This window comes from Xanthomonas sp. F4 (genome assembly GCF_011761895.1).
The window spans coordinates 77,505-94,188 of sequence record NZ_JAASQX010000007.1; the positions used below are offsets into that span (position 1 = coordinate 77,505).

Here is a 16,684-nt window from a genome sequence, read left to right on the forward strand (position 1 = left end):
CGAATCCCCATTCCCCAATCCCGGCCCTTCAATGTCCCATTCCGTCGAAGACATCAAGCACAACAGCCAGCGGCTGCGCGGGTCGCTGCTGCAGAGCCTGGCCGATCCGGTCACCGGGGCGCTGCGCGAGGACGATCAGACCCTGATCAAGTACCACGGCAGCTACCAGCAGGACGACCGCGATCTGCGCGAGGAGCGGCGCCGGCAGAAGCTGGAGCCGGCCTACCAGTTCATGATCCGCACGCGCACCCCGGGCGGGGTGGTGGAGCCGGCGCAGTGGCTCAAGCTCGATGCCATCGCCACCACCTACGGCAACCACTCGCTGCGCATCACCACGCGCCAGGCATTCCAGTTCCACGGGGTGATCAAGCGCGAACTGAAGGCGACCATGCAGGCGATCAACGCCGCGCTGATCGACACGCTGGCCGCCTGCGGCGACGTCAACCGCAACGTGCAGGTCGCCGCCAATCCGCTGGCCTCGCAGGCGCATGCCACGCTCTATGCCGATGCCGCGCGCGTGTCCGAACACCTGCTGCCCAACACCCGCGCCTACTACGAGATCTGGCTGGACGAGGAGCAGGTCGCCGGCAGCGGCCAGGAGGACGAGCCGATCTACGGCAACGCCTACCTGCCGCGCAAGTTCAAGATCGGCTTCGCGCTGCCGCCGGTCAACGACGTCGACGTGTTCGCCAACGACCTGGGGTTCATCGGCGTGCTCGACGCCGACGGCACCCTGGCCGGCTACAACGTCAGCCTCGGCGGCGGCATGGGCGCCAGCCACGGCGACGCGGAAACCTACCCGCGCGTGGCCAACGTGGTCGGCTTCATCGACCGCGCGCAGTTGCTCGACGTCGCCACCGCAGTGGTGACCACCCAGCGCGACCTGGGCAACCGCACGGTGCGCAAGCGCGCACGCTTCAAATACACCATCGACGACCACGGCCTGGACACGGTGGTGGCGGAGATCGAGCGCCGCGCCGGCGTGCGCCTGCAGCCCGTGCGCGCCTTCGCCTTCGAGCACAACGGCGACCGCGACGGCTGGAACGAAGGCGAAGACGGCCGCTGGCACCTGACCCTGTCGCTGCCCGCCGGGCGTATCGCCGACCACGCCGACGGCGCGCAGCACCTCAGCGGCCTGCGCGCGATCGCCGCGCACCTGCGCGACGACGGCGACGGTGCGCACTTCCGCATGACCGCGAACCAGAACCTGGTGATCGCCGGCATTCCCGCCGCGCAACGCGCCGCGATCGACGCGCTGGTGCGCGCGCACGCGCTGGACGCCGGCAACCGCGCGCCCACCGCGCTGGCGCGCGCGGCGATGGCCTGCGTGGCCCTGCCGACCTGCGGCCTAGCGATGGCCGAAGCCGAACGCTATCTCCCGGCCTTCGCCGCGCAGCTGCAGCCACTGCTGGCCCGCCACGGCCTGGAAGACGCGCCGATCCTGCTGCGCCTCTCCGGCTGCCCGAACGGCTGTTCGCGGCCGTACCTGGCCGAGATCGCCCTGGTCGGCAAGGCACCCGGCCGCTACAACCTGATGCTCGGCGGCGACCACCGCGGCCAGCGCCTCAACACCCTGTACCGCGAGAACATCGCCGAGCCGGAGATCCTCGCCGCGCTGGAACCGCTGTTCGCACGCTATGCCAGCGAACGCGGCGCGGACGAGCGCTTCGGCGACTTCCTGCACCGCACCGGCGTGGTCGAACTGCCCGCCTACCCCACCCACCGTCACCTGATTCCGTCGGAACTGCACGCATGAGCGCTCTGCCCGCTGCCTCCCACAACGTCTCCGCCAACGCACCGGCGCCAGCCCTGGATCTCGATGCCGCCAATGCGCTGCTGGCGACGCTGTCCGCGCCGGAACGGGTGGCCTGGGCGCTGCAGCACGGCCCGGCCGAGCCCGCGTTGTCGTCCAGCTTCGGCGCGCAATCGGCGGCCACCTTGCACCTGCTGACCCGGCAGCGCCCGGACATCCCGGTGATCCTGATCGACACCGGCTACCTGTTCGCCGAAACCTACCGCTTCGCCGACGCGCTCACCGAGCGGCTCAAGCTCAATCTCAAGATCTACCGCCCGCTGGTCAGCCGTGCCTGGATGGAAGCGCGCCACGGCCGCCTGTGGGAACAGGGCATGGTCGGCATCGAGCAATACAACAACCTGCGCAAGGTCGAGCCGATGCGCCGCGCCCTGGACGAGCTGAAGGTCGGCACCTGGTTCACCGGCTTGCGCCGCAGCCAGTCCGACAGCCGCGCGCAGACCCCGTTCGTGCAGAAGCGCGGCGACCGCTACAAGATCAACCCGATCGCCGACTGGAGCGACCGCGACCTGTGGCAATACATGCAGCAGCACGACCTGCCCTATCACCCGCTGTGGGAACAGGGCTACGTCTCCATCGGCGATTTCCACACCACCCGCCGCTGGGAACCGGGCATGCGCGAGGAGGACACCCGCTTCTTCGGCCTCAAGCGCGAGTGCGGGATCCACGAGGATCTGTGACGCGCTCCAGCACGCGCCCGGCCTGTTGTAGGAACTGTAGGAGCGGCTTCAGCCGCGACAGACGTACCGACCACGCCGTGTCTTTTCCGTAGGAGCGGCTTCAGCCGCGACCGGGCGTTCCGATGCCCCCCGGTCGCGGCTGAAGCCGCTCCTACAAGGGCGGCCCCGTGTCCCTGTGCAAGTCCTGACGCCAGCGCTGACCACTGATCCCTCCTTGTGGGAGGGACTTCAGTCCCGACTGCAGTCAGGCTGGAGGCGCCGATGGCTTCGCTTATCGCCGCAGAATCACAGTGGATGCCTCACCGACCTCCTAAGCCCCCACCGCGGGCTCGCGCCGCAGCACCAGCACCCAGTCCAGCGCCAGCATCAGCAGCAAGGACAGGCCGACCAGCGGGAACAGCATCCCGCCCAGCGCCAGCAGCGCGACCACGCCGCGCAAGGTGCGCCGATCCGCCGGTAACGGCGGCACCCCGAGCCCGCCCTGCGGACGCCGCTTCCACCACATCACCGCGGCGCTCACACACAGCAGCACGATGCCCAGGCAGGCGCCGATCAGGATGAGCTGGTTGAGCACGCCGTACTCCTGGCCCAGGTGCACGTTGATGCCCCACTCCAGCGTCTTGGCCAGCGGGCCGTAGTCGGCATAGCGCATGTCCAGCAGCACCTGGCCGCTGTACTGGTCCAGATGGATCACCCGTTGCTGGGCCAGGTCCGGCGGATACACCGAGGCGGTATAGACCCCGCGCACGCCGCGCGGCAGCGCCACGCTGTAGCCCGGCGCAATGCCGCGCGCCTGGAACCGCGCCACCGCCGCATCCAGGCCGATCGCGCCCGCCGCCGGCGCGGCGTCCGGCATGTCGGCCATGTCGGCCATGCCGCCGTGTTCGCCGTGTTCGCCGTGACCATCGTGACCATCGTGCGCGCCGTGCGCCGCATGCGGATCCGCTGCAGGCGGCGACGATTGCGGCAGGCGCGCCTGCCGCAACGACCACGCCGGCACCTCGCTGTCGCTCAGCCGCTGCGTCGACATCGGCACATCCACCCGCAGCCCGGACGGATAGCCATAGTGGTGGCCATTGGCCAGGCGGTTGACCTGCGCGCCCCAGAACCACGACCACGGCATCCCGGTCAGCGCCAGGAACAGCAGCAGCGCACCGACCACGCTGCCGGTGAGCGCATGCAGATCGCGCCAGAACACGCGCTGCGCCGGCCGCCCGCGCACCGTGGTCACGCCGCCGCGGCGCCCGCGCGGCCACCACAGGTACACGCCGGTCAGCACCAGCAGGATCGCCCAGCCGGCCGCCACCTCGATCAGTGCATTGGCGAACCAGCCGACGTAGTCGAGGCTGTGCAGGCGGCGGATCGTCCAGGCCACGGTGCCGTGCTCGGGCAACTGACCCAGCACCCGCGCCCGGTACGGATCCACGTACACGACCGCGTGGCGACCATCGGCGGTGGCGATGGTCACTTCCGCCGAGGCATCGCGCCGCAGCGGCGTGGTGTAGCGCAGCGCCTGGCCCGGTTGCGCGGCCAGGGCCGCATCCAGCAGCCGCTGCGGTGCCAACGACTGCGCGTGCTCCGGCACCGGCACGGTCTTCAGCGCGCGGTGGAAGTAGCCGTCGATCGGCTGCTGGTAGACGAAGGCCGCACCGGTCAGCGCCAGCCAGACCAGCAGCGGCAGCACCAGCAGGCCGGCATAGAAATGCCAGCGCCACACCGCGCGGTAGAAGCGCGCCGGCGCCGCCTCGGTGGTGATGGCTTTCGTGGTCATCACCAACCCCAGCTCAGCGTGGCGTACAGCGCGCGGCCGTCGCCGGGCGAGTAGCCGGAGGACCCGCTGTCGTACCAGGCGTAGACGTAGTGCCGATCGGTCAGGTTCTTCAGTTGCAGCGACAGCTCGCGCTGCGCGCGCCAGCGCCAGGTCGCACCGAGATTGGCCAGCGCGTAGCCGCCGTAGCGGCCCAAGGTGTTGCTGCGTTCCACGTAGTAGTCGCCCTGCGCATTGCCCCAGGCCGACAGCGTCAGCCGCGGCGTGGCCTGCCAGTCGATGCCCGCCGTCGCAAGATAGTGCGGCACGTTCTCGATCTCCTTGCCGCGTGTGTCAGGCGCACTCGGGTCCGGCGTGACGATCAGCGCGCGTTGCCGCGAGTACGCCAGCCACAGCGTCCAGCGTTCGTCCGGACGCAGGTTCAGTTGCGCGTCCCAGCCGCGGCGCAGGGTCTTGCCGACGTTGCCGACCTCGCCGGTGCCGACACTGCCGTTCACGCCGAGGATGGTCGCCACTTCGTCGGAGGCGCGCTGCTCCCAGTAAGCCACGCGCGCGTCCCAGCGCTGCTGGGCGCCGGCGAACTTGAGGCCGGTCTCCCAGCCATCGTTGAACGAGGGCGCCAGGTTGCCTGCCTGGGTGCGATAGGCGCCGTTGCCGCTGCCGATCTGGAAGGTGCGGCCGATGTTGGCGTACAGGCTGGCCTGCGCGGTCAGCGCGTACACCGCGCTGAACTTGGGTTGGCGGATCGTGCCGTAGGCGTAGGTGGGATAGCGCGCGCCGCTGGCGACATCGCGGAACTGCCCGCCCACCCGATCCACCCGGTAGCCGGGCACCAGCTGCAGGCGCGCGGTCGGGCGCAGCACCGCCTGCACGTAGGCGCCTTCGGTGTGCAGATCGAAGTCCCAGTCGCGCAGCGGCGCGGTGCGCACGCGCGCCACCGTGCGGTAGCGCTGCGAGCCGTTGTCCTGCCACTGCGCATCGACCCCGCCCTCCAGCGCGAAGGCGTCGACGCGGGCCAGCGCCGGGCGCCAGCTGAGCTTGGCCAGCACGCCGCGCTGGCGCTCGTCGGTGTCGCGCTCCTGCTGCGCGCCGGCGGCGGTGAAGCGCACCCAGCGCTGGTTGTCGTAGCGGTTCCAGTACGCCTTGGCGCTGCCCTGCACGCTGTCGGCCAGACGCGCGTCCAGGTGCAGCGACAGCTGCGTGGTGTGGCGTTGGCTGCGGTCGTCGCGCGCGTAGTCGGGGGAACTGCGCGGGGCGCGCTGCGCGGTGGCGTAGTCGAGATAGCCCGCCTCCAACGCCGTGTTGCGGTAGTCGCGCGCGCTGAGCCCGGCGCGCCAGCGCCCGTCCGGATCGGTATAGAACCACTTGCCGGAGAACGCGTGCTTGCGTGCGTCGGCATGGTCGCGGTAGCCGTCGCTGTCGCGCCAGGCGGCGAAATAGTTCTGGCTCCAGGCACCACGCTCGATGCCCTGCGCCGCCTGTACCTCGCGGGTGCCGAAGCTGCCGACGGTGACGCTGGCGCGGCCGTCGTTGCCGCCGCTGCGGGTCAGCACGTCGACGCTGCCGGCGATCGCGTCCAGGCCGTAGCGCGGGTCGTTGGTGCCGCGCACGATCTCGATCGCGGCGATGTCCAGCGGGAACACCGCATCCAGGTACGGCATGGCGCCGGCATTGTCGTTGCTGGGCACGCCGTCGATCAGCAACTTGACCGCATTGACCCGGCCTTCGCCGTTGAAGCCGCGGAAGGAAAAACGCCCGGCGTCGGTGCCCATCTTGAATTGGGTCACCTGCACGCCGGGCGCGCGCATCAGCAGTTCCCAGCTGTAGTCCACGTGCTGGTCCTGCAGCAGGTCGCCGCCGAGGATGTCGACGGAACTGAACACGCTGCGCGCGTTGGAACCGGCGGCCAGCGGTGAGGTGGCCTGGACCTTGCCCAGGGTGAGCACGGAATCGCCGGCGGCGCCCGGTGGCGCATCGGCGGCATGGGCGGGCGCGACCGCTGCGAGGCACACGCAGCAGCACGCCGCCACGGGCGGCATGGCAGAAAAGCGGAACATGGCGAAACTCCATCGGCACGAGGACATGCCGCAGCAGCGCCGCGGCACGGAAACGGCAACCCGTGGATCAGGAGAACAGCGGTGGCCCGCGCACCGGGTGTGCGCGGCGTGCGGTGGCCGTGACGACGCGGCGGCGCAGCGCCGCCACCGGCGCCGGCGGACAGCGCCAGGGCAGCAGCGCCAGCAACAGCGCCACCCACGGCAGCAGCCGCGCGGCGAGCAGGCAGTAATCGCAGGCCGGCGCATGCGCCAGGCCGGCATCGTCGTGGTGGCCGCCATGCGCCGCGGAGACGGCACCTGCCAGCGCCGCCAGGCGCAGGCCGCCACTGGTGCACAGCGCCTGGTCCTGCAGCGCCGTCGCCTCGGCCTGCGCCTGCCGCCACTGGCTGATCGGCGGCGCCAGCAGCAGCAGGCCGAGCGCCAGTGCGGCGAGCGCGGCCCAGAGCGACGGCGGCTGGCGGAGACGGAACATCGGCGCATTCTAGAGGGTGTGCCGGCCATTGGACCGCCTGCGACGCGGTGTGCGGCGAAGTGACGCACACCCCGCGTCGCGGAAGTGCAGGACGGACCGCGTCATCGGTCGGCAGGCCACGGCCGCCAACAACGGCCCCTGCCTCCGTCATCGCCTCAGGCGGCGTCCTGCCGCCGGCCAGGCGCCCGGCAAGGTGGTCCATCGGTTACCCGGCCAGACCCGCTGTCGCTGCAGATCGACGACCGGCCGGTCCCATCCGGCCACGACCGCGACGAGCGCCGCGCACGCGCGGTGTCCGACGAGCGTGGCCCTTGCATGGCGCCGCGAATGCGGCACCATCGGCCGCGGCCGCGCAGCGCAGTCCCTTCCGGCCGCCCTTGTCCTGTCCATCCAGCGAGCCGCCCCATGTCGACGATCACGATCTATCACAACCCTGCCTGCGGCACTTCGCGCAACGTGCTCGGGCTGATCCGCAACAGCGGCGTCGAACCGACGGTGATCGAGTACCTGAAGACACCGCCGGACCGCGCCACCGTGCAGGCGCTGGCGGCCGCCAGCGGCCAGCCGCTGCGCGCACTGCTCCGCGAGAAGGCCACACCGTACGCGGAGTTGGGACTGGACGATCCGGCGCTGGACGAGGACGCGCTGCTGGACGCCATCCAGCAACACCCGATCCTGCTCAACCGGCCGATCGTGGTCACCCCGCTGGGCACGCGCCTGTGCCGGCCGTCGGAGACGGTGCTGGAGATCCTGCCGTCGCCGCAGCGCGGCGCCTTCGCCAAGGAGGACGGCACGTTGCTGGTCGACGCACAGGGCCGATGGGTGGGCTGAGCCGAGGGGTCGCCGACGCTCCATCGAATTCGCTAAGCACGGGTGCAGCTCACGCGAGCGCCGCGTGAACGCCGCGTCGGCAAAAACCGTGACAGGTACCATAAACTGCGCGCCTTCCTGCCCGAGTCGCGCTGCATGTCCACCGTCGAAACCGCCGCCGACCCGGTCTACTGCGCGGCCAAGCCCCGCAACGAAGCGCTGCGCCTGGACGCACTGCACAGCTACGCGATCCTGGACACGCCGCGCGAGCCGGCGTTCGACGACATCACCCGGCTGGCCGGGCTGATCTGCCAGGCGCCGATCGCGGTGGTCAACCTGATCGACAGCGAGCGCCAGTGGTTCAAGAGCGAGATCGGGCTGGGCACGCGCGAAACGCCGTTGGCGACCTCGCTGTGCGCGCACGCCCTGCTCGAGGACGACCTGCTGCTGGTGCCGGACACGCGCGAAGACCCGCGCTTCGCCTGCAACCCGCTGGTCACCGGCGACATGCGCCTGCACTTCTACGCCGGCGCGCTGCTGAAGACCTCCGACGGCCTGGCCCTGGGCACGGTGTGCGTGCTGGACCGGCGCCCGCGCCAGCTCAGCTACGAGCAGATCGAAGCGCTGCGTGCGCTGGCGCGCCAGGCGATGGGGCAACTGGAACTGCGCAAGGCACTGCACATGGCGCAGGAATCCAACCACTACCGCAGCCGCCTGATGGCCATCGCCGGCCACGATCTGAAGGCGCCGCTGCGCACCGCGTCCTACGCGCTGAGCAAGCTGCAGCGTCAGCAGGACGCCGCGCAGGATGGTTCGCTGGAGACCGCGCGCGCCGCCTTGAACCAGGTCGCCAGCGGACTCGACCAGCTCGCCACCAACGCCGCCGCCGGCGAACTGCGCCTGCCGGCGCTGCAGGACCTGGCCCTGGCCGACGTGTTGGCGCCGATCCTGGCCACCTGGCAGCCGCAGGCGGCGGCCAAGGGCGTGCGGTTGCGCAGCGTGCCGACGTCCCTGCGCGTGCGCAGCAGTGCGCCCTTGCTATCCACCTTGCTCGGCAACCTGCTGGGCAACGCGGTCAAATACACCGCGCAGGGCAAGGTGCTGATCGGCTGCCGGCGCCGTGGCGACCAGGTGGCGGTGGAGATCATCGACCGCGGCATCGGCATGGACGAAGACGGCCTGCGCACGCTGTTCCAGGCCTTCCGCCAGGCCGACCCGCGCAGCGACGGCCTCGGCCTCGGCCTGTGGATCGTGCGCCGCGCCGCCGAGACCCTGGGCTGCACCGTCGAAGTGCGCAGCCAGCCCGGCCAGGGCACCCGCTTCACCGTGCTGCTGCCGGCGGCCGCGCCCGTCGCCTGAGCCGTGCCGGGCGCAGGAGCTGCCGCTGGCGCCCGCACCCTCATCCGCCCCTTCGGGGCACCTTCTCCCGGTGGGAGAAGGGTCCGGCTCGACCCGCATGCAGTCGGGACTGAAGTCCCTCTCACAATGGCCACGCTCGCTCAGCGTGAGGGGCCTGGGCGCAGCCGCCGCGGAAATCCCGCCTTTGCGAATCCCGAATCCCGAATCCCCATTCCCGGCTTCACCATCACTCCTTCAACACCATATCGATGCACAGCACCGCCGCCATGATCAGGATCCGCCGTGGATCCTCGGCCGGCACGCTGTCGGCGATCGCCAGCATGTAGTTGTCGGCACTGGTGAACAGTTCCTTGCCCAGCCCGGCCCACTTCTTGGACACCTGCGCCAGTTCGCGCTCGCCCTGCACGAAGCGGAAATCCCAGCTGGTCCACTTGCCGCGCAGCGTGCACACCGGCGCGCCCTGGGCATCGAGCACATCGAACTTGCCGCCGATGGAAAAGAATTTCTGGCTGAAGGAACCGACCAGCCGGTCGTGCTCGTCCAGTACCTCGACCTTGGACAGGAACAGCGAGAACCCGCGCTTGACCGTCAGCACCTTCTGCCCGTCCGGGCTGCGCACTTCCACCTGGAACGGGGTCATGCGCTTGTAGTCGCTGAAACGAAAGATCTTGGTGAACACGCCCAGGTTCGGCTCGCGGCATTCCAGCAGCTTGCGGTTGCTGTGCGGGTCGAACACGTCGTAGTTGTTGGCGGCCTTGAACATGCCGACCTGTTCCTTGACGAAGAACAGGTTGTGCTGAAGAACAGGATGCATCGGGCGTCCTTGCGTTGGGGAAATCGACGCGCCCTGGGCGGCGGCCGCACGGCGGCGGCGCAGTGCCGGCCGCCGCCGGCACGTCCAGGGTCGCGGTCTGCCGGGTGGCAGAGCGGGCCGCATGATAGGCGGCGGCTCCGGCAGCGGCAACGCGCGCGGCGGGCAGCCGCGCCAGTGCGTGGTCTGCATTCCAGCATTCCAGTGCAGGCCGCGATGCCGTTGCCCTTGCTTCTTTTGCTCGGAAACCTGTCCGAAGCCGTCGACGCATCGAGCACGGGGCGCCGCTGTTGCCATTCCCCATTCCCGATTCCCGACTTCATCGCGCCTTGGCTGGCGATGGCCTAATCAGCCGCACCAAGCGGCCATGTCGATGCATCGATGCGGGTCTTCGTTCCAGCATCCCGCACAGGCCGCGGTGTCGTTGCCCGCATGTCTTTTGCCCGGACGTCTGCCCGAAGCCAATCGACGCATCGCGAACGCGGCGCCGCTGTTGCCATTCCCCAATCCCGATTCCCCATTCCCGGCTTCAACTGGTGATGGTCTGGGTCAGCGCTTCCCAGCTCGGCGGCGCCGGCCAGTCCGGCTGCTGGTTGCCCTCCATCACCCGGCGCAGGTCGCGGGTGTCGATCTGCGGCGCCAGCACGTGCACCAGTTCCAGCGCGTAGTCGCGCAATACGCGGTCGCGCGGCAGCACCGCCCAGGCGATGCACTCGGGAATCTCCGGCGGTGCCGGCCACGCGCGCAGGTCGGTGTCGTTGGCGCTCACCGCCATCTCCGCCAGCAGGCCCACGCCGAGCCCGGTGCGCACATAGGTCTTGATCAGGTCGGCATCGAGCGCGGTCAACGCGATCCGCGGCTCCAGCCCAAGCCGGCCGAAGGCGCGCTGCAGCGAGGAGCCGGCGCGGGTCGAGGATTCGTAGCTGATCAGCGGCTGCGCCGCCAGCGCGGCCATGTCCGGCACCCGCTTCGGTACGTCCAGCGCATGCCCGCGCGGCACCAGCACCAGCCGCCGCCAGCGGTACAGCGGCACCGCGATGCCGGCCGCCGGCGCGGTGCCGGCGGTGCTGACGATGGCGATATCGGCATCGCCCTGGCTGAGCAGGTCCAGCGCCGCGCTCTCGGCGGCCTGCTGCAGGTGCACGCTGACCTGCGGATAGGCCTGCTTGATCTGCGCCACCGCCGGCGGCAGCACGAAGCGTGCCTGGGTGTGGGTGGTGGTGAGGGTCAGCTGGCCCTGGCTCTCGCGGCGCTGGTTGGCCGCATAGGTGCGGATGTTGTTGGCCTCGGCCAGCACCGCGCGGGCGCGCTCGATTACCTCGCGCCCGGCCGGCGTCACCGTCTCCAGGCTGCGGCCCTTGCGCACGAACAGCAGGAAGCCCAGTTCGTCCTCCAGTTGCTTGAGCTGCTTGGACAGCCCCGGCTGGGTGGCATGCACGCGCGCCGCCGCCAGGGTGATGTTCAGATCGGCGTCGGCAATGGCGACGAGGTAGCGGAGTTGGGTCAGCGTCATCGGGACGAGGGCGAGGCGCCGCCTGGCGGAGACGCTCGACTGTAGTGGAATTCGGCCTTTCACCTTATAACCGAAAGCTATCTGCGGTGGGCATGAAGTCATTTCCTGGGGCTATGAGCCGGCGCTACGGTCGTCGTTCCCGTCTGCCCCGCGTTGCGAGCCGTCCCTGTGAGCCCAGCCCCGATTGCCCTGTATCCGGACCTGCGCGACCGGGCCGTGCTGGTGATCGGCGGCGGCGCGGCCGCCGAGCGCCAGGTGCAGGCGCTGCTCGCCGCCGGTGCCGCGCCGCAGGTGGCGGCACCGGCCCTGACCCCGACGCTGCACGCGCTGGCCGCGCAGGGGCGGCTGGCGTGGCGGCGCGGCGCCTTCGACAGCGCCTGGCTGGACACCGTCTGGTACCTGATCGCCGCCAGCGAGGACGCCGCGGCCAACCGCCAGGCGCTGCAGGCCGCTACCGCCAAGCGGGTGCTGGCGCAGGCGTTGCCGGCCGAGGCGCTGGCGACGCCGGCGGATGCCGCCGCCGAGTCGACGCTGCCGCCGCTGCGCCCAGGCAGCGTGACCCTGGTCGGCGCCGGCCCCGGCGATCCCGGCCTGCTCACCGGTCACGCGCTGCACGCCTTGCGCCAGGCCGACGTGGTCCTGCACGACCGTCTGGTCAGCGCCGCGATCCTGCAGCTTGTGCCGGTGGGCACCGAACGCATCGCCGTCGGCAAGTCGGCCGACGGCCACAGCGTCGCCCAGGAGCAGATCCACGCGCTGCTGCTGGAACACGCGCGGCGCGGCCGCCGGGTGGTGCGGCTGAAGGGCGGCGATCCGTTCGTGTTCGGCCGCGGCGGCGAGGAACTGGAGTACCTGCGCGCCCACGGCGTGGACTACGCCGTGGTGCCCGGCATCACCGCCGCACTGGCCTGCGCCGCTTACGCCGGCATCCCGCTGACCCATCGCGACCACGCGCAGTCGCTGCGCCTGGTCACCGCGCACTGCAAGGCCTCGCTGGACACCCTGGACTGGGCCGCGCTGGCGCAGGAGCGACAGACCCTGGCGGTGTACATGGGCGTGGCCGGCCTGGACACGGTGCGCACGCGCCTGCTCGCCGCCGGCCGCGCCGCCAGCACGCCGTTCGCGCTGGTGGAGAACGGCTCGCGCACCGAGCAGCGGGTGGTGCTCGGGACCCTCGCCGACCTGCCCGACACCGCCCGTGCGCATGCGGTGCGCGCGCCGGCGCTGCTGATCCTCGGCGAGGTTGCCGCGCTGGCCGACACACTGCACTGGTTCGGCGCCGCGCCGTTGCGCGCGCCCTCACCTTCCCCGAAGCCGGCCGTGCCTACCCTGGCCCACGCCGCCTGACCCGCACTTTCCGGAGACCCCACGCATGGCCATCTACGACAACATCCTCGACACCATCGGCCACACCCCGATCGTCAAGCTGCAACGCCTGGCGCCGGCGCACGTGGACCTCTACGTCAAGGTCGAAGCCTTCAATCCCGGCGGTTCGGTCAAGGACCGCCTGGCCCTGGCGATCGTGCTCGACGCCGAGGCGCGCGGCCTGCTCAAGCCCGGCGACACCATCGTCGAAGCGACCTCCGGCAACACCGGCGTGGCCCTGGCAATGGTCGCCGCCGCGCGCGGCTACAAGTTCGTGGCGACGATGGTGGAAACCTTCTCGATCGAGCGCCGCAAGCTGATGCGCGCCTACGGCGCCAAGGTCATCCTGACCCCGGCCGCCGAGCGTGGCAGCGGCATGGTGCGCAAGGCCGAGGAACTGGCCAAGCAGCACGGCTGGTTCCTGGCCCGGCAGTTCGCCAACCCGGCCAATCCGGCCTACCACCGCAGCACCACCGCCGCGGAGATCCTGCGCGACTTCGCCGGCCGCCGGCTCGACCATTTCGTCAGCGGCTGGGGCACCGGCGGCACGCTCACCGGCGTCGGCGAAGTGCTGCGCCTGGCCCGCCCGGAAGTACGCATCACCGCCACCGAGCCGGCCGGTGCGGCCCTGCTGCAGGGCCAGGAGTGGAAGCCGCACAAGATCCAGGGCTGGACCCCGGACTTCGTGCCCGAGGTGCTCAACCGCGAGGTCTACGACGACGTGCTGAGCGTGGACGACGCCGACGCCATCGCGGTGTCGCGCCGCCTCGCCGCCGAGGAAGGCATCTTCACCGGCATCTCGGGCGGCGGCACCGTCGCCACCGCACTGCGCGTGGCCGAGACCGCCACGCCCGGCGCGGTGATCCTGGCGATGCTGCCGGATACCGGCGAGCGCTACTTCTCCACGCCGCTGTTCGCCGACATCAACGAAGGCAGCGACGACGACTGGCTGGCCGGCCTGCCGTAAGCGCACCGTGGCGCCTGCGCGCTCGCCGCGCCACATCGGCGCGGCATCGCTAGTGCGCGTGCGGATCGAAGTACGCCGTCCATGACCCCGCGGCGGCGCGCAAGCTCGCCGCCTGCCGGAACGCGGCCCTGGCCTCGGCCTCCTGGCCCGCGTTGAGCAAGGCCACGCCGAGGTTGAAGTAGCTGTTGCGATCGTCGGACCGCAGGCGCACGGCGCGGCGCAGGACGGTCAGCGCCCGCCGGTAGTGCCCGCGATCGCAAAGCACCGCGCCCAGGCAGGTGAGTGCGCCGGGATCGGCCGGCGCCGCCCTGGCCGCGGCGCGCAACAACGCCTCGGCCTCGGCCAGCCGCGCATCGGCATGCTGCGGCTCCTGGAACGCCGCCATGGCCAAGGCCTTCGCTTGGGCGAGGCGGTCGTCGGGTGCGGACGCGCTCATGCGGGCATAGCGCAGGCCTGTGCCACACCTGCATCGCACGCGAGCGGCAAGCAGACAGCGCCGCTGCGCACCACGACGACGCGCCTTGCACCGGACTGCACATCCGCGTGCGCCATGCCTCAGCCCGGCAGCGGCGCGCCCAGCGCCGGCGGCTGCGGCGCGGTCAGGCGCTCTACCAACAACTCTTCGATGGCCGCCACGTCGACCTCGCGCACCACCTGCTGCGCCTGCTCGCCCAGGCCCGGCTGGTAGCCCGGCGCCCACGACAGGATGTCGCCGTAGCCGGCGCCGAATTCGGTGTTGGTGTCCACGTACAGGGTCTCGCTGACGGCGGCCAGTTCCGGGCGCAGCCACAGCGCGGTGGCCAGTTCGTCCCACATCGGGAAGCCGGGTTCGCGCCGGCGCAGCGCATGGCCGATCGGCGTGTCGGCGGCGCTCATCCGCGCCAGCAACTGCGGGGTCAGTTCGGTGGCGGTGGACGGATCCACCGGCACCATCACCATGCGCCGCCACGGCGAGCGCATCACGATGCTGGCCGCCTCCGGATCCCAGCGGATGTTGAACTCGCGCCGCGGCGAATTGACGAACTCGCGCGCGAACTGCGCCGCCGACACGCTGTCGCGGCGCTGCCGCGGATTGAGGCTGCCGCCCATGTAGACCAGTTCCTTGGCCAGCGAGGCGAAGTCCGGGTCCAGCCGCTGCGCCAACGCCAGGTTGGTCAACGGCCCGGTGGCGACGATGCTGACCTCGCCGGGGAACTCGCGCACCTTGCGGATCATGAACAAGGCGGCCGGCTCGCTGGCCGCCTGCACCACGGTGGGATTGCCCAGCGGCAGGTCCGGGACCACGTCGTGGGCGTGGTAGCGCGGCGCGCTCTGCACCGTGTCGTGCTCGACCCATTGCCGGGTCCAGGCGCCCTTCCACAGCAGCTTGCCGTACAGCGCTTCCCAGCGCTCGGTGGCCAATTCGCTGTTGAGCAGCGGGAACACCGGGCCGGGCAACACCGGCACCTCGCCGCGCCCGGCGATTTCCAGCAGCCGGCGCGTATGCGCCAGCGCCTCGTCGCGCCAGATGTTGCCGCTGACCACCGAGATGCCGAGCACCTCGACCTCGGGCGATTGCAGCAACAACAGCTGCGCCGGGGTGAAGCCGTCGATGTCGTCTTCGAGGATGACCCGGCGGCGTGGGGCGATGGCGGATGAGGACGCGAGAGTGTTGGCGGTGCTGGTGGCGATCGGCATGAGGCGTGAAAGCGGATGGCGGAACGGAAACGGGACACACAATCGGCGCGCAACGACAGCGGTCGAGGTGGACGGATCCGGCACGTCGAAACGCAAGCGCGTGCGACGTGCCGCGTGGGCGCTAGGGTAATCGGTTTACGTGCACTGCCACGCGCGCGATACGCCGCCGGGCGCTGTCGGGCCGCGCTCGCGGCATCCGTGACGCGCTCGCGCGCGAACGCCGTGGGCAGCCGCGTAAACTTGCGCGGCCGCAACCAGACCAGGGAAGGACTTCATGCACGAACGAACCGACCGCACCGATCCACCGCCCGTACGCGCGCAGGCGCGCGTGCCGCTGCTGGTGCGCACGACCTCGCCGGCGCATTTCCTGCTGGCGCTGCTGCTCGGCGCCAGCCTGCAGCACGCGCTGCCCTTGCCGCTGCCGCAGGGCGCCGCCTTGGCCTGGCTGCAGTTGGGCGGCGGCGTGGTCGCGCTCGCCGGCCTGCTGCTGGCGTGCTGGTGCTTCGTGCTGTTCGCGCGCGGCCGCACCACACTGCTGCCCGAGCGCGCACCTTCGCAGTTGGTCTGCCACGGACCGTACCGGCATACCCGCAATCCGATGTACGTCAGCCTGACCCTGAGCTACCTCGGCCTGAGCGTGCAGATCGGCTGGCCGTGGTCGGCGCTGCTGCTGCCGTTGCCGCTGCTGGCCTTGCAGTGGGTGGTGATCCCCTACGAGGAGGCCCGCCTGCGCGAGCGCTTCGGCAGCGCCTACGACCGCTACTGCGCGCAGGTGGCGCGCTGGCTGTAGCCGTCGCCACGGGGGTTCGCCTCAACGCAGCAGCCACCAGGCCGCTGCCGCGACCAGCAGCAGCGCCAGCAGCACCCAACGCCAGGCCCGGCCGCGGTCGCCGGCCACCACGGTCGAAGCAGCGCCCAGCGTCGGCGCCGACCACAGATGCCGCTGCACCATCTCCAGGGCCTCGTGCAGCGACATGTCCGGGTAGTGCTCGAACACCAGCTTGGCGGCCTTGCGCCGCTCGCCGCGGCGCAGCGCCAGTTCCGCCGCCGGCGGCAGCCGCCGTTCCTCGGCCACGGCCGGCGCGTGCGCCTCGGCCGTGGTGTCCGGCCTCGCCGCCGCGCCGGAGGCGTGGCGGTCGAGCAGGTCCGTCACCGAGCGCGCCGCGCCGTCCAGCAGCCAGGCGTCGACCTGCTCCTTGGCGCTGCGCAGATCCATGCCGCTGTGCGTCCGCAGCAGCTTGATCGCCTTGATGATCTGGCCCTGCGCGATGGCCTCGGCGACCTGCGGTGGCGGCGGATTCGGGTTCATGTCGCAGGTGCTGAGATGGGGGCGCGCCAGTCTTGCCGCTAGCCGGTTAAGCGGCTGTGGCAATGCGCGACGGCAGTGGCGAC

15 protein-coding genes are annotated in these 16,684 nt (G+C 71.1%); 7 read left to right on the forward strand and 8 right to left on the reverse strand.

Annotation, left to right across the window (positions count from 1 at the left end):
• The first annotated feature begins 31 nt into the window (after nucleotides 1-31).
• Both cysI and FHR66_RS18330 read left to right on the forward strand, forming a co-directional pair.
• Nucleotides 32-1,756 carry an assimilatory sulfite reductase (NADPH) hemoprotein subunit gene (cysI, locus tag FHR66_RS18325; protein WP_160967621.1) on the forward strand — a complete coding sequence of 575 codons (1,725 nt, stop codon included), beginning with the start codon at nucleotides 32-34 and terminating at the stop codon, nucleotides 1,754-1,756.
• Nucleotides 1,753-2,493: a phosphoadenylyl-sulfate reductase gene (locus FHR66_RS18330; protein WP_160967619.1), complete on the forward strand. Its 741-nt coding sequence runs from the start codon at nucleotides 1,753-1,755 to the stop codon at nucleotides 2,491-2,493. Before cysI ends, FHR66_RS18330 begins: the two co-directional genes overlap by 4 nt.
• A 310-nt stretch (nucleotides 2,494-2,803) precedes the next feature.
• Here the strand turns inward: FHR66_RS18330 and FHR66_RS18335 are convergent, their stop codons facing one another.
• From FHR66_RS18335 to FHR66_RS18345, 3 genes are all read right to left on the reverse strand, one after another.
• The gene (locus FHR66_RS18335) at nucleotides 2,804-4,264 is read right to left on the reverse strand and encodes a PepSY-associated TM helix domain-containing protein (protein ID WP_160967618.1); all 1,461 of its coding nucleotides are present in this window, start codon (nucleotides 4,262-4,264) and stop codon (nucleotides 2,804-2,806) included.
• Nucleotides 4,264-6,318 carry a TonB-dependent receptor gene (locus FHR66_RS18340; RefSeq protein ID WP_160967617.1) on the reverse strand — a complete coding sequence of 685 codons (2,055 nt, stop codon included), beginning with the start codon at nucleotides 6,316-6,318 and terminating at the stop codon, nucleotides 4,264-4,266. The genes FHR66_RS18335 and FHR66_RS18340 overlap by 1 nt, the downstream gene beginning before the upstream one ends.
• 67 nt (nucleotides 6,319-6,385) lie before the next feature.
• Nucleotides 6,386-6,790: a DUF2946 family protein gene (locus tag FHR66_RS18345; protein WP_160967616.1), complete on the reverse strand. Its 405-nt coding sequence runs from the start codon at nucleotides 6,788-6,790 to the stop codon at nucleotides 6,386-6,388.
• Between the two features lie 405 nt (nucleotides 6,791-7,195).
• Between FHR66_RS18345 and arsC the strand changes: the two genes are divergently transcribed.
• Together arsC and FHR66_RS18355 are read left to right on the forward strand one after the other, a co-directional pair.
• On the forward strand, nucleotides 7,196-7,621 hold the full coding sequence (gene arsC, locus FHR66_RS18350; RefSeq protein WP_160967615.1) for an arsenate reductase (glutaredoxin): 426 nt from the start codon (nucleotides 7,196-7,198) through the stop codon (nucleotides 7,619-7,621).
• Nucleotides 7,622-7,756: 135 nt separating this feature from the next.
• A complete protein-coding gene (locus FHR66_RS18355) occupies nucleotides 7,757-8,959 on the forward strand; it encodes a GAF domain-containing sensor histidine kinase (RefSeq protein WP_160967614.1) in 1,203 nt (400 codons plus the stop codon).
• Between the two features lie 226 nt (nucleotides 8,960-9,185).
• Here FHR66_RS18355 and FHR66_RS18360 read toward each other — a convergent pair whose 3' ends face one another.
• Complete coding sequence (locus tag FHR66_RS18360) at nucleotides 9,186-9,773, reverse strand: phospholipid scramblase-related protein (protein ID WP_048490359.1); 588 nt, start codon at nucleotides 9,771-9,773, stop codon at nucleotides 9,186-9,188.
• Nucleotides 9,774-10,299: 526 nt separating this feature from the next.
• Nucleotides 10,300-11,283 (reverse strand): LysR family transcriptional regulator, encoded by a 984-nt coding sequence (locus FHR66_RS18365; RefSeq protein WP_048490360.1) that lies wholly within the window; start codon nucleotides 11,281-11,283, stop codon nucleotides 10,300-10,302.
• 168 nt (nucleotides 11,284-11,451) lie between these two features.
• On the opposite strand from FHR66_RS18365, the gene cobA reads away from it, so the two are divergent.
• Together cobA and cysK are read left to right on the forward strand one after the other, a co-directional pair.
• Nucleotides 11,452-12,630, forward strand: a complete 1,179-nt coding sequence (cobA, locus tag FHR66_RS18370) for a uroporphyrinogen-III C-methyltransferase (RefSeq protein WP_160967613.1) — start codon at nucleotides 11,452-11,454, stop codon at nucleotides 12,628-12,630.
• A gap of 25 nt (nucleotides 12,631-12,655) precedes the next feature.
• Complete coding sequence (gene cysK, locus FHR66_RS18375) at nucleotides 12,656-13,615, forward strand: cysteine synthase A (protein ID WP_160967612.1); 960 nt, start codon at nucleotides 12,656-12,658, stop codon at nucleotides 13,613-13,615.
• A 49-nt stretch (nucleotides 13,616-13,664) separates the two neighbouring features.
• On the opposite strand, the gene FHR66_RS18380 is transcribed toward cysK, so the two are convergent.
• Both FHR66_RS18380 and FHR66_RS18385 read right to left on the reverse strand, forming a co-directional pair.
• Nucleotides 13,665-14,051, reverse strand: coding sequence for a tetratricopeptide repeat protein (locus FHR66_RS18380; protein WP_160967610.1), 387 nt, complete (start codon nucleotides 14,049-14,051; stop codon nucleotides 13,665-13,667).
• Nucleotides 14,052-14,170: 119 nt separating this feature from the next.
• Nucleotides 14,171-15,292 (reverse strand): nucleoside hydrolase, encoded by a 1,122-nt coding sequence (locus FHR66_RS18385; protein ID WP_160967608.1) that lies wholly within the window; start codon nucleotides 15,290-15,292, stop codon nucleotides 14,171-14,173.
• A gap of 274 nt (nucleotides 15,293-15,566) precedes the next feature.
• Here FHR66_RS18385 and FHR66_RS18390 point away from each other — a divergent pair, with 274 nt between their 5' ends.
• The gene (locus tag FHR66_RS18390; protein WP_160967606.1) at nucleotides 15,567-16,082 is read left to right on the forward strand and encodes a methyltransferase family protein; all 516 of its coding nucleotides are present in this window, start codon (nucleotides 15,567-15,569) and stop codon (nucleotides 16,080-16,082) included.
• Nucleotides 16,083-16,103: 21 nt separating this feature from the next.
• Here FHR66_RS18390 and FHR66_RS18395 read toward each other — a convergent pair whose 3' ends face one another.
• Complete coding sequence (locus FHR66_RS18395; RefSeq protein WP_167088016.1) at nucleotides 16,104-16,601, reverse strand: hypothetical protein; 498 nt, start codon at nucleotides 16,599-16,601, stop codon at nucleotides 16,104-16,106.
• Between the last annotated feature and the right edge of the window lie 83 nt (nucleotides 16,602-16,684).

Excerpts from the sequence above, each read along its gene's own strand:
- cysI (WP_160967621.1), top strand. The coding sequence starts at position 32 with ATGTCCCATTCCGTCGAAGACATCAAGCACAACAGCCAGCGGCTGCGC.
- FHR66_RS18330 (WP_160967619.1), top strand. The coding sequence starts at position 1,753 with ATGAGCGCTCTGCCCGCTGCCTCCCACAACGTCTCCGCCAACGCACCG.
- FHR66_RS18335 (WP_160967618.1), bottom strand. The coding sequence starts at position 4,264 with ATGACCACGAAAGCCATCACCACCGAGGCGGCGCCGGCGCGCTTCTAC.
- FHR66_RS18340 (WP_160967617.1), bottom strand. The coding sequence starts at position 6,318 with ATGTTCCGCTTTTCTGCCATGCCGCCCGTGGCGGCGTGCTGCTGCGTG.
- FHR66_RS18345 (WP_160967616.1), bottom strand. The coding sequence starts at position 6,790 with ATGTTCCGTCTCCGCCAGCCGCCGTCGCTCTGGGCCGCGCTCGCCGCA.
- arsC (WP_160967615.1), top strand. The coding sequence starts at position 7,196 with ATGTCGACGATCACGATCTATCACAACCCTGCCTGCGGCACTTCGCGC.
- FHR66_RS18355 (WP_160967614.1), top strand. The coding sequence starts at position 7,757 with ATGTCCACCGTCGAAACCGCCGCCGACCCGGTCTACTGCGCGGCCAAG.
- FHR66_RS18360 (WP_048490359.1), bottom strand. The coding sequence starts at position 9,773 with ATGCATCCTGTTCTTCAGCACAACCTGTTCTTCGTCAAGGAACAGGTC.
- FHR66_RS18365 (WP_048490360.1), bottom strand. The coding sequence starts at position 11,283 with ATGACGCTGACCCAACTCCGCTACCTCGTCGCCATTGCCGACGCCGAT.
- cysK (WP_160967612.1), top strand. The coding sequence starts at position 12,656 with ATGGCCATCTACGACAACATCCTCGACACCATCGGCCACACCCCGATC.
- FHR66_RS18380 (WP_160967610.1), bottom strand. The coding sequence starts at position 14,051 with ATGAGCGCGTCCGCACCCGACGACCGCCTCGCCCAAGCGAAGGCCTTG.
- FHR66_RS18385 (WP_160967608.1), bottom strand. The coding sequence starts at position 15,292 with ATGCCGATCGCCACCAGCACCGCCAACACTCTCGCGTCCTCATCCGCC.
- FHR66_RS18390 (WP_160967606.1), top strand. The coding sequence starts at position 15,567 with ATGCACGAACGAACCGACCGCACCGATCCACCGCCCGTACGCGCGCAG.
- FHR66_RS18395 (WP_167088016.1), bottom strand. The coding sequence starts at position 16,601 with ATGAACCCGAATCCGCCGCCACCGCAGGTCGCCGAGGCCATCGCGCAG.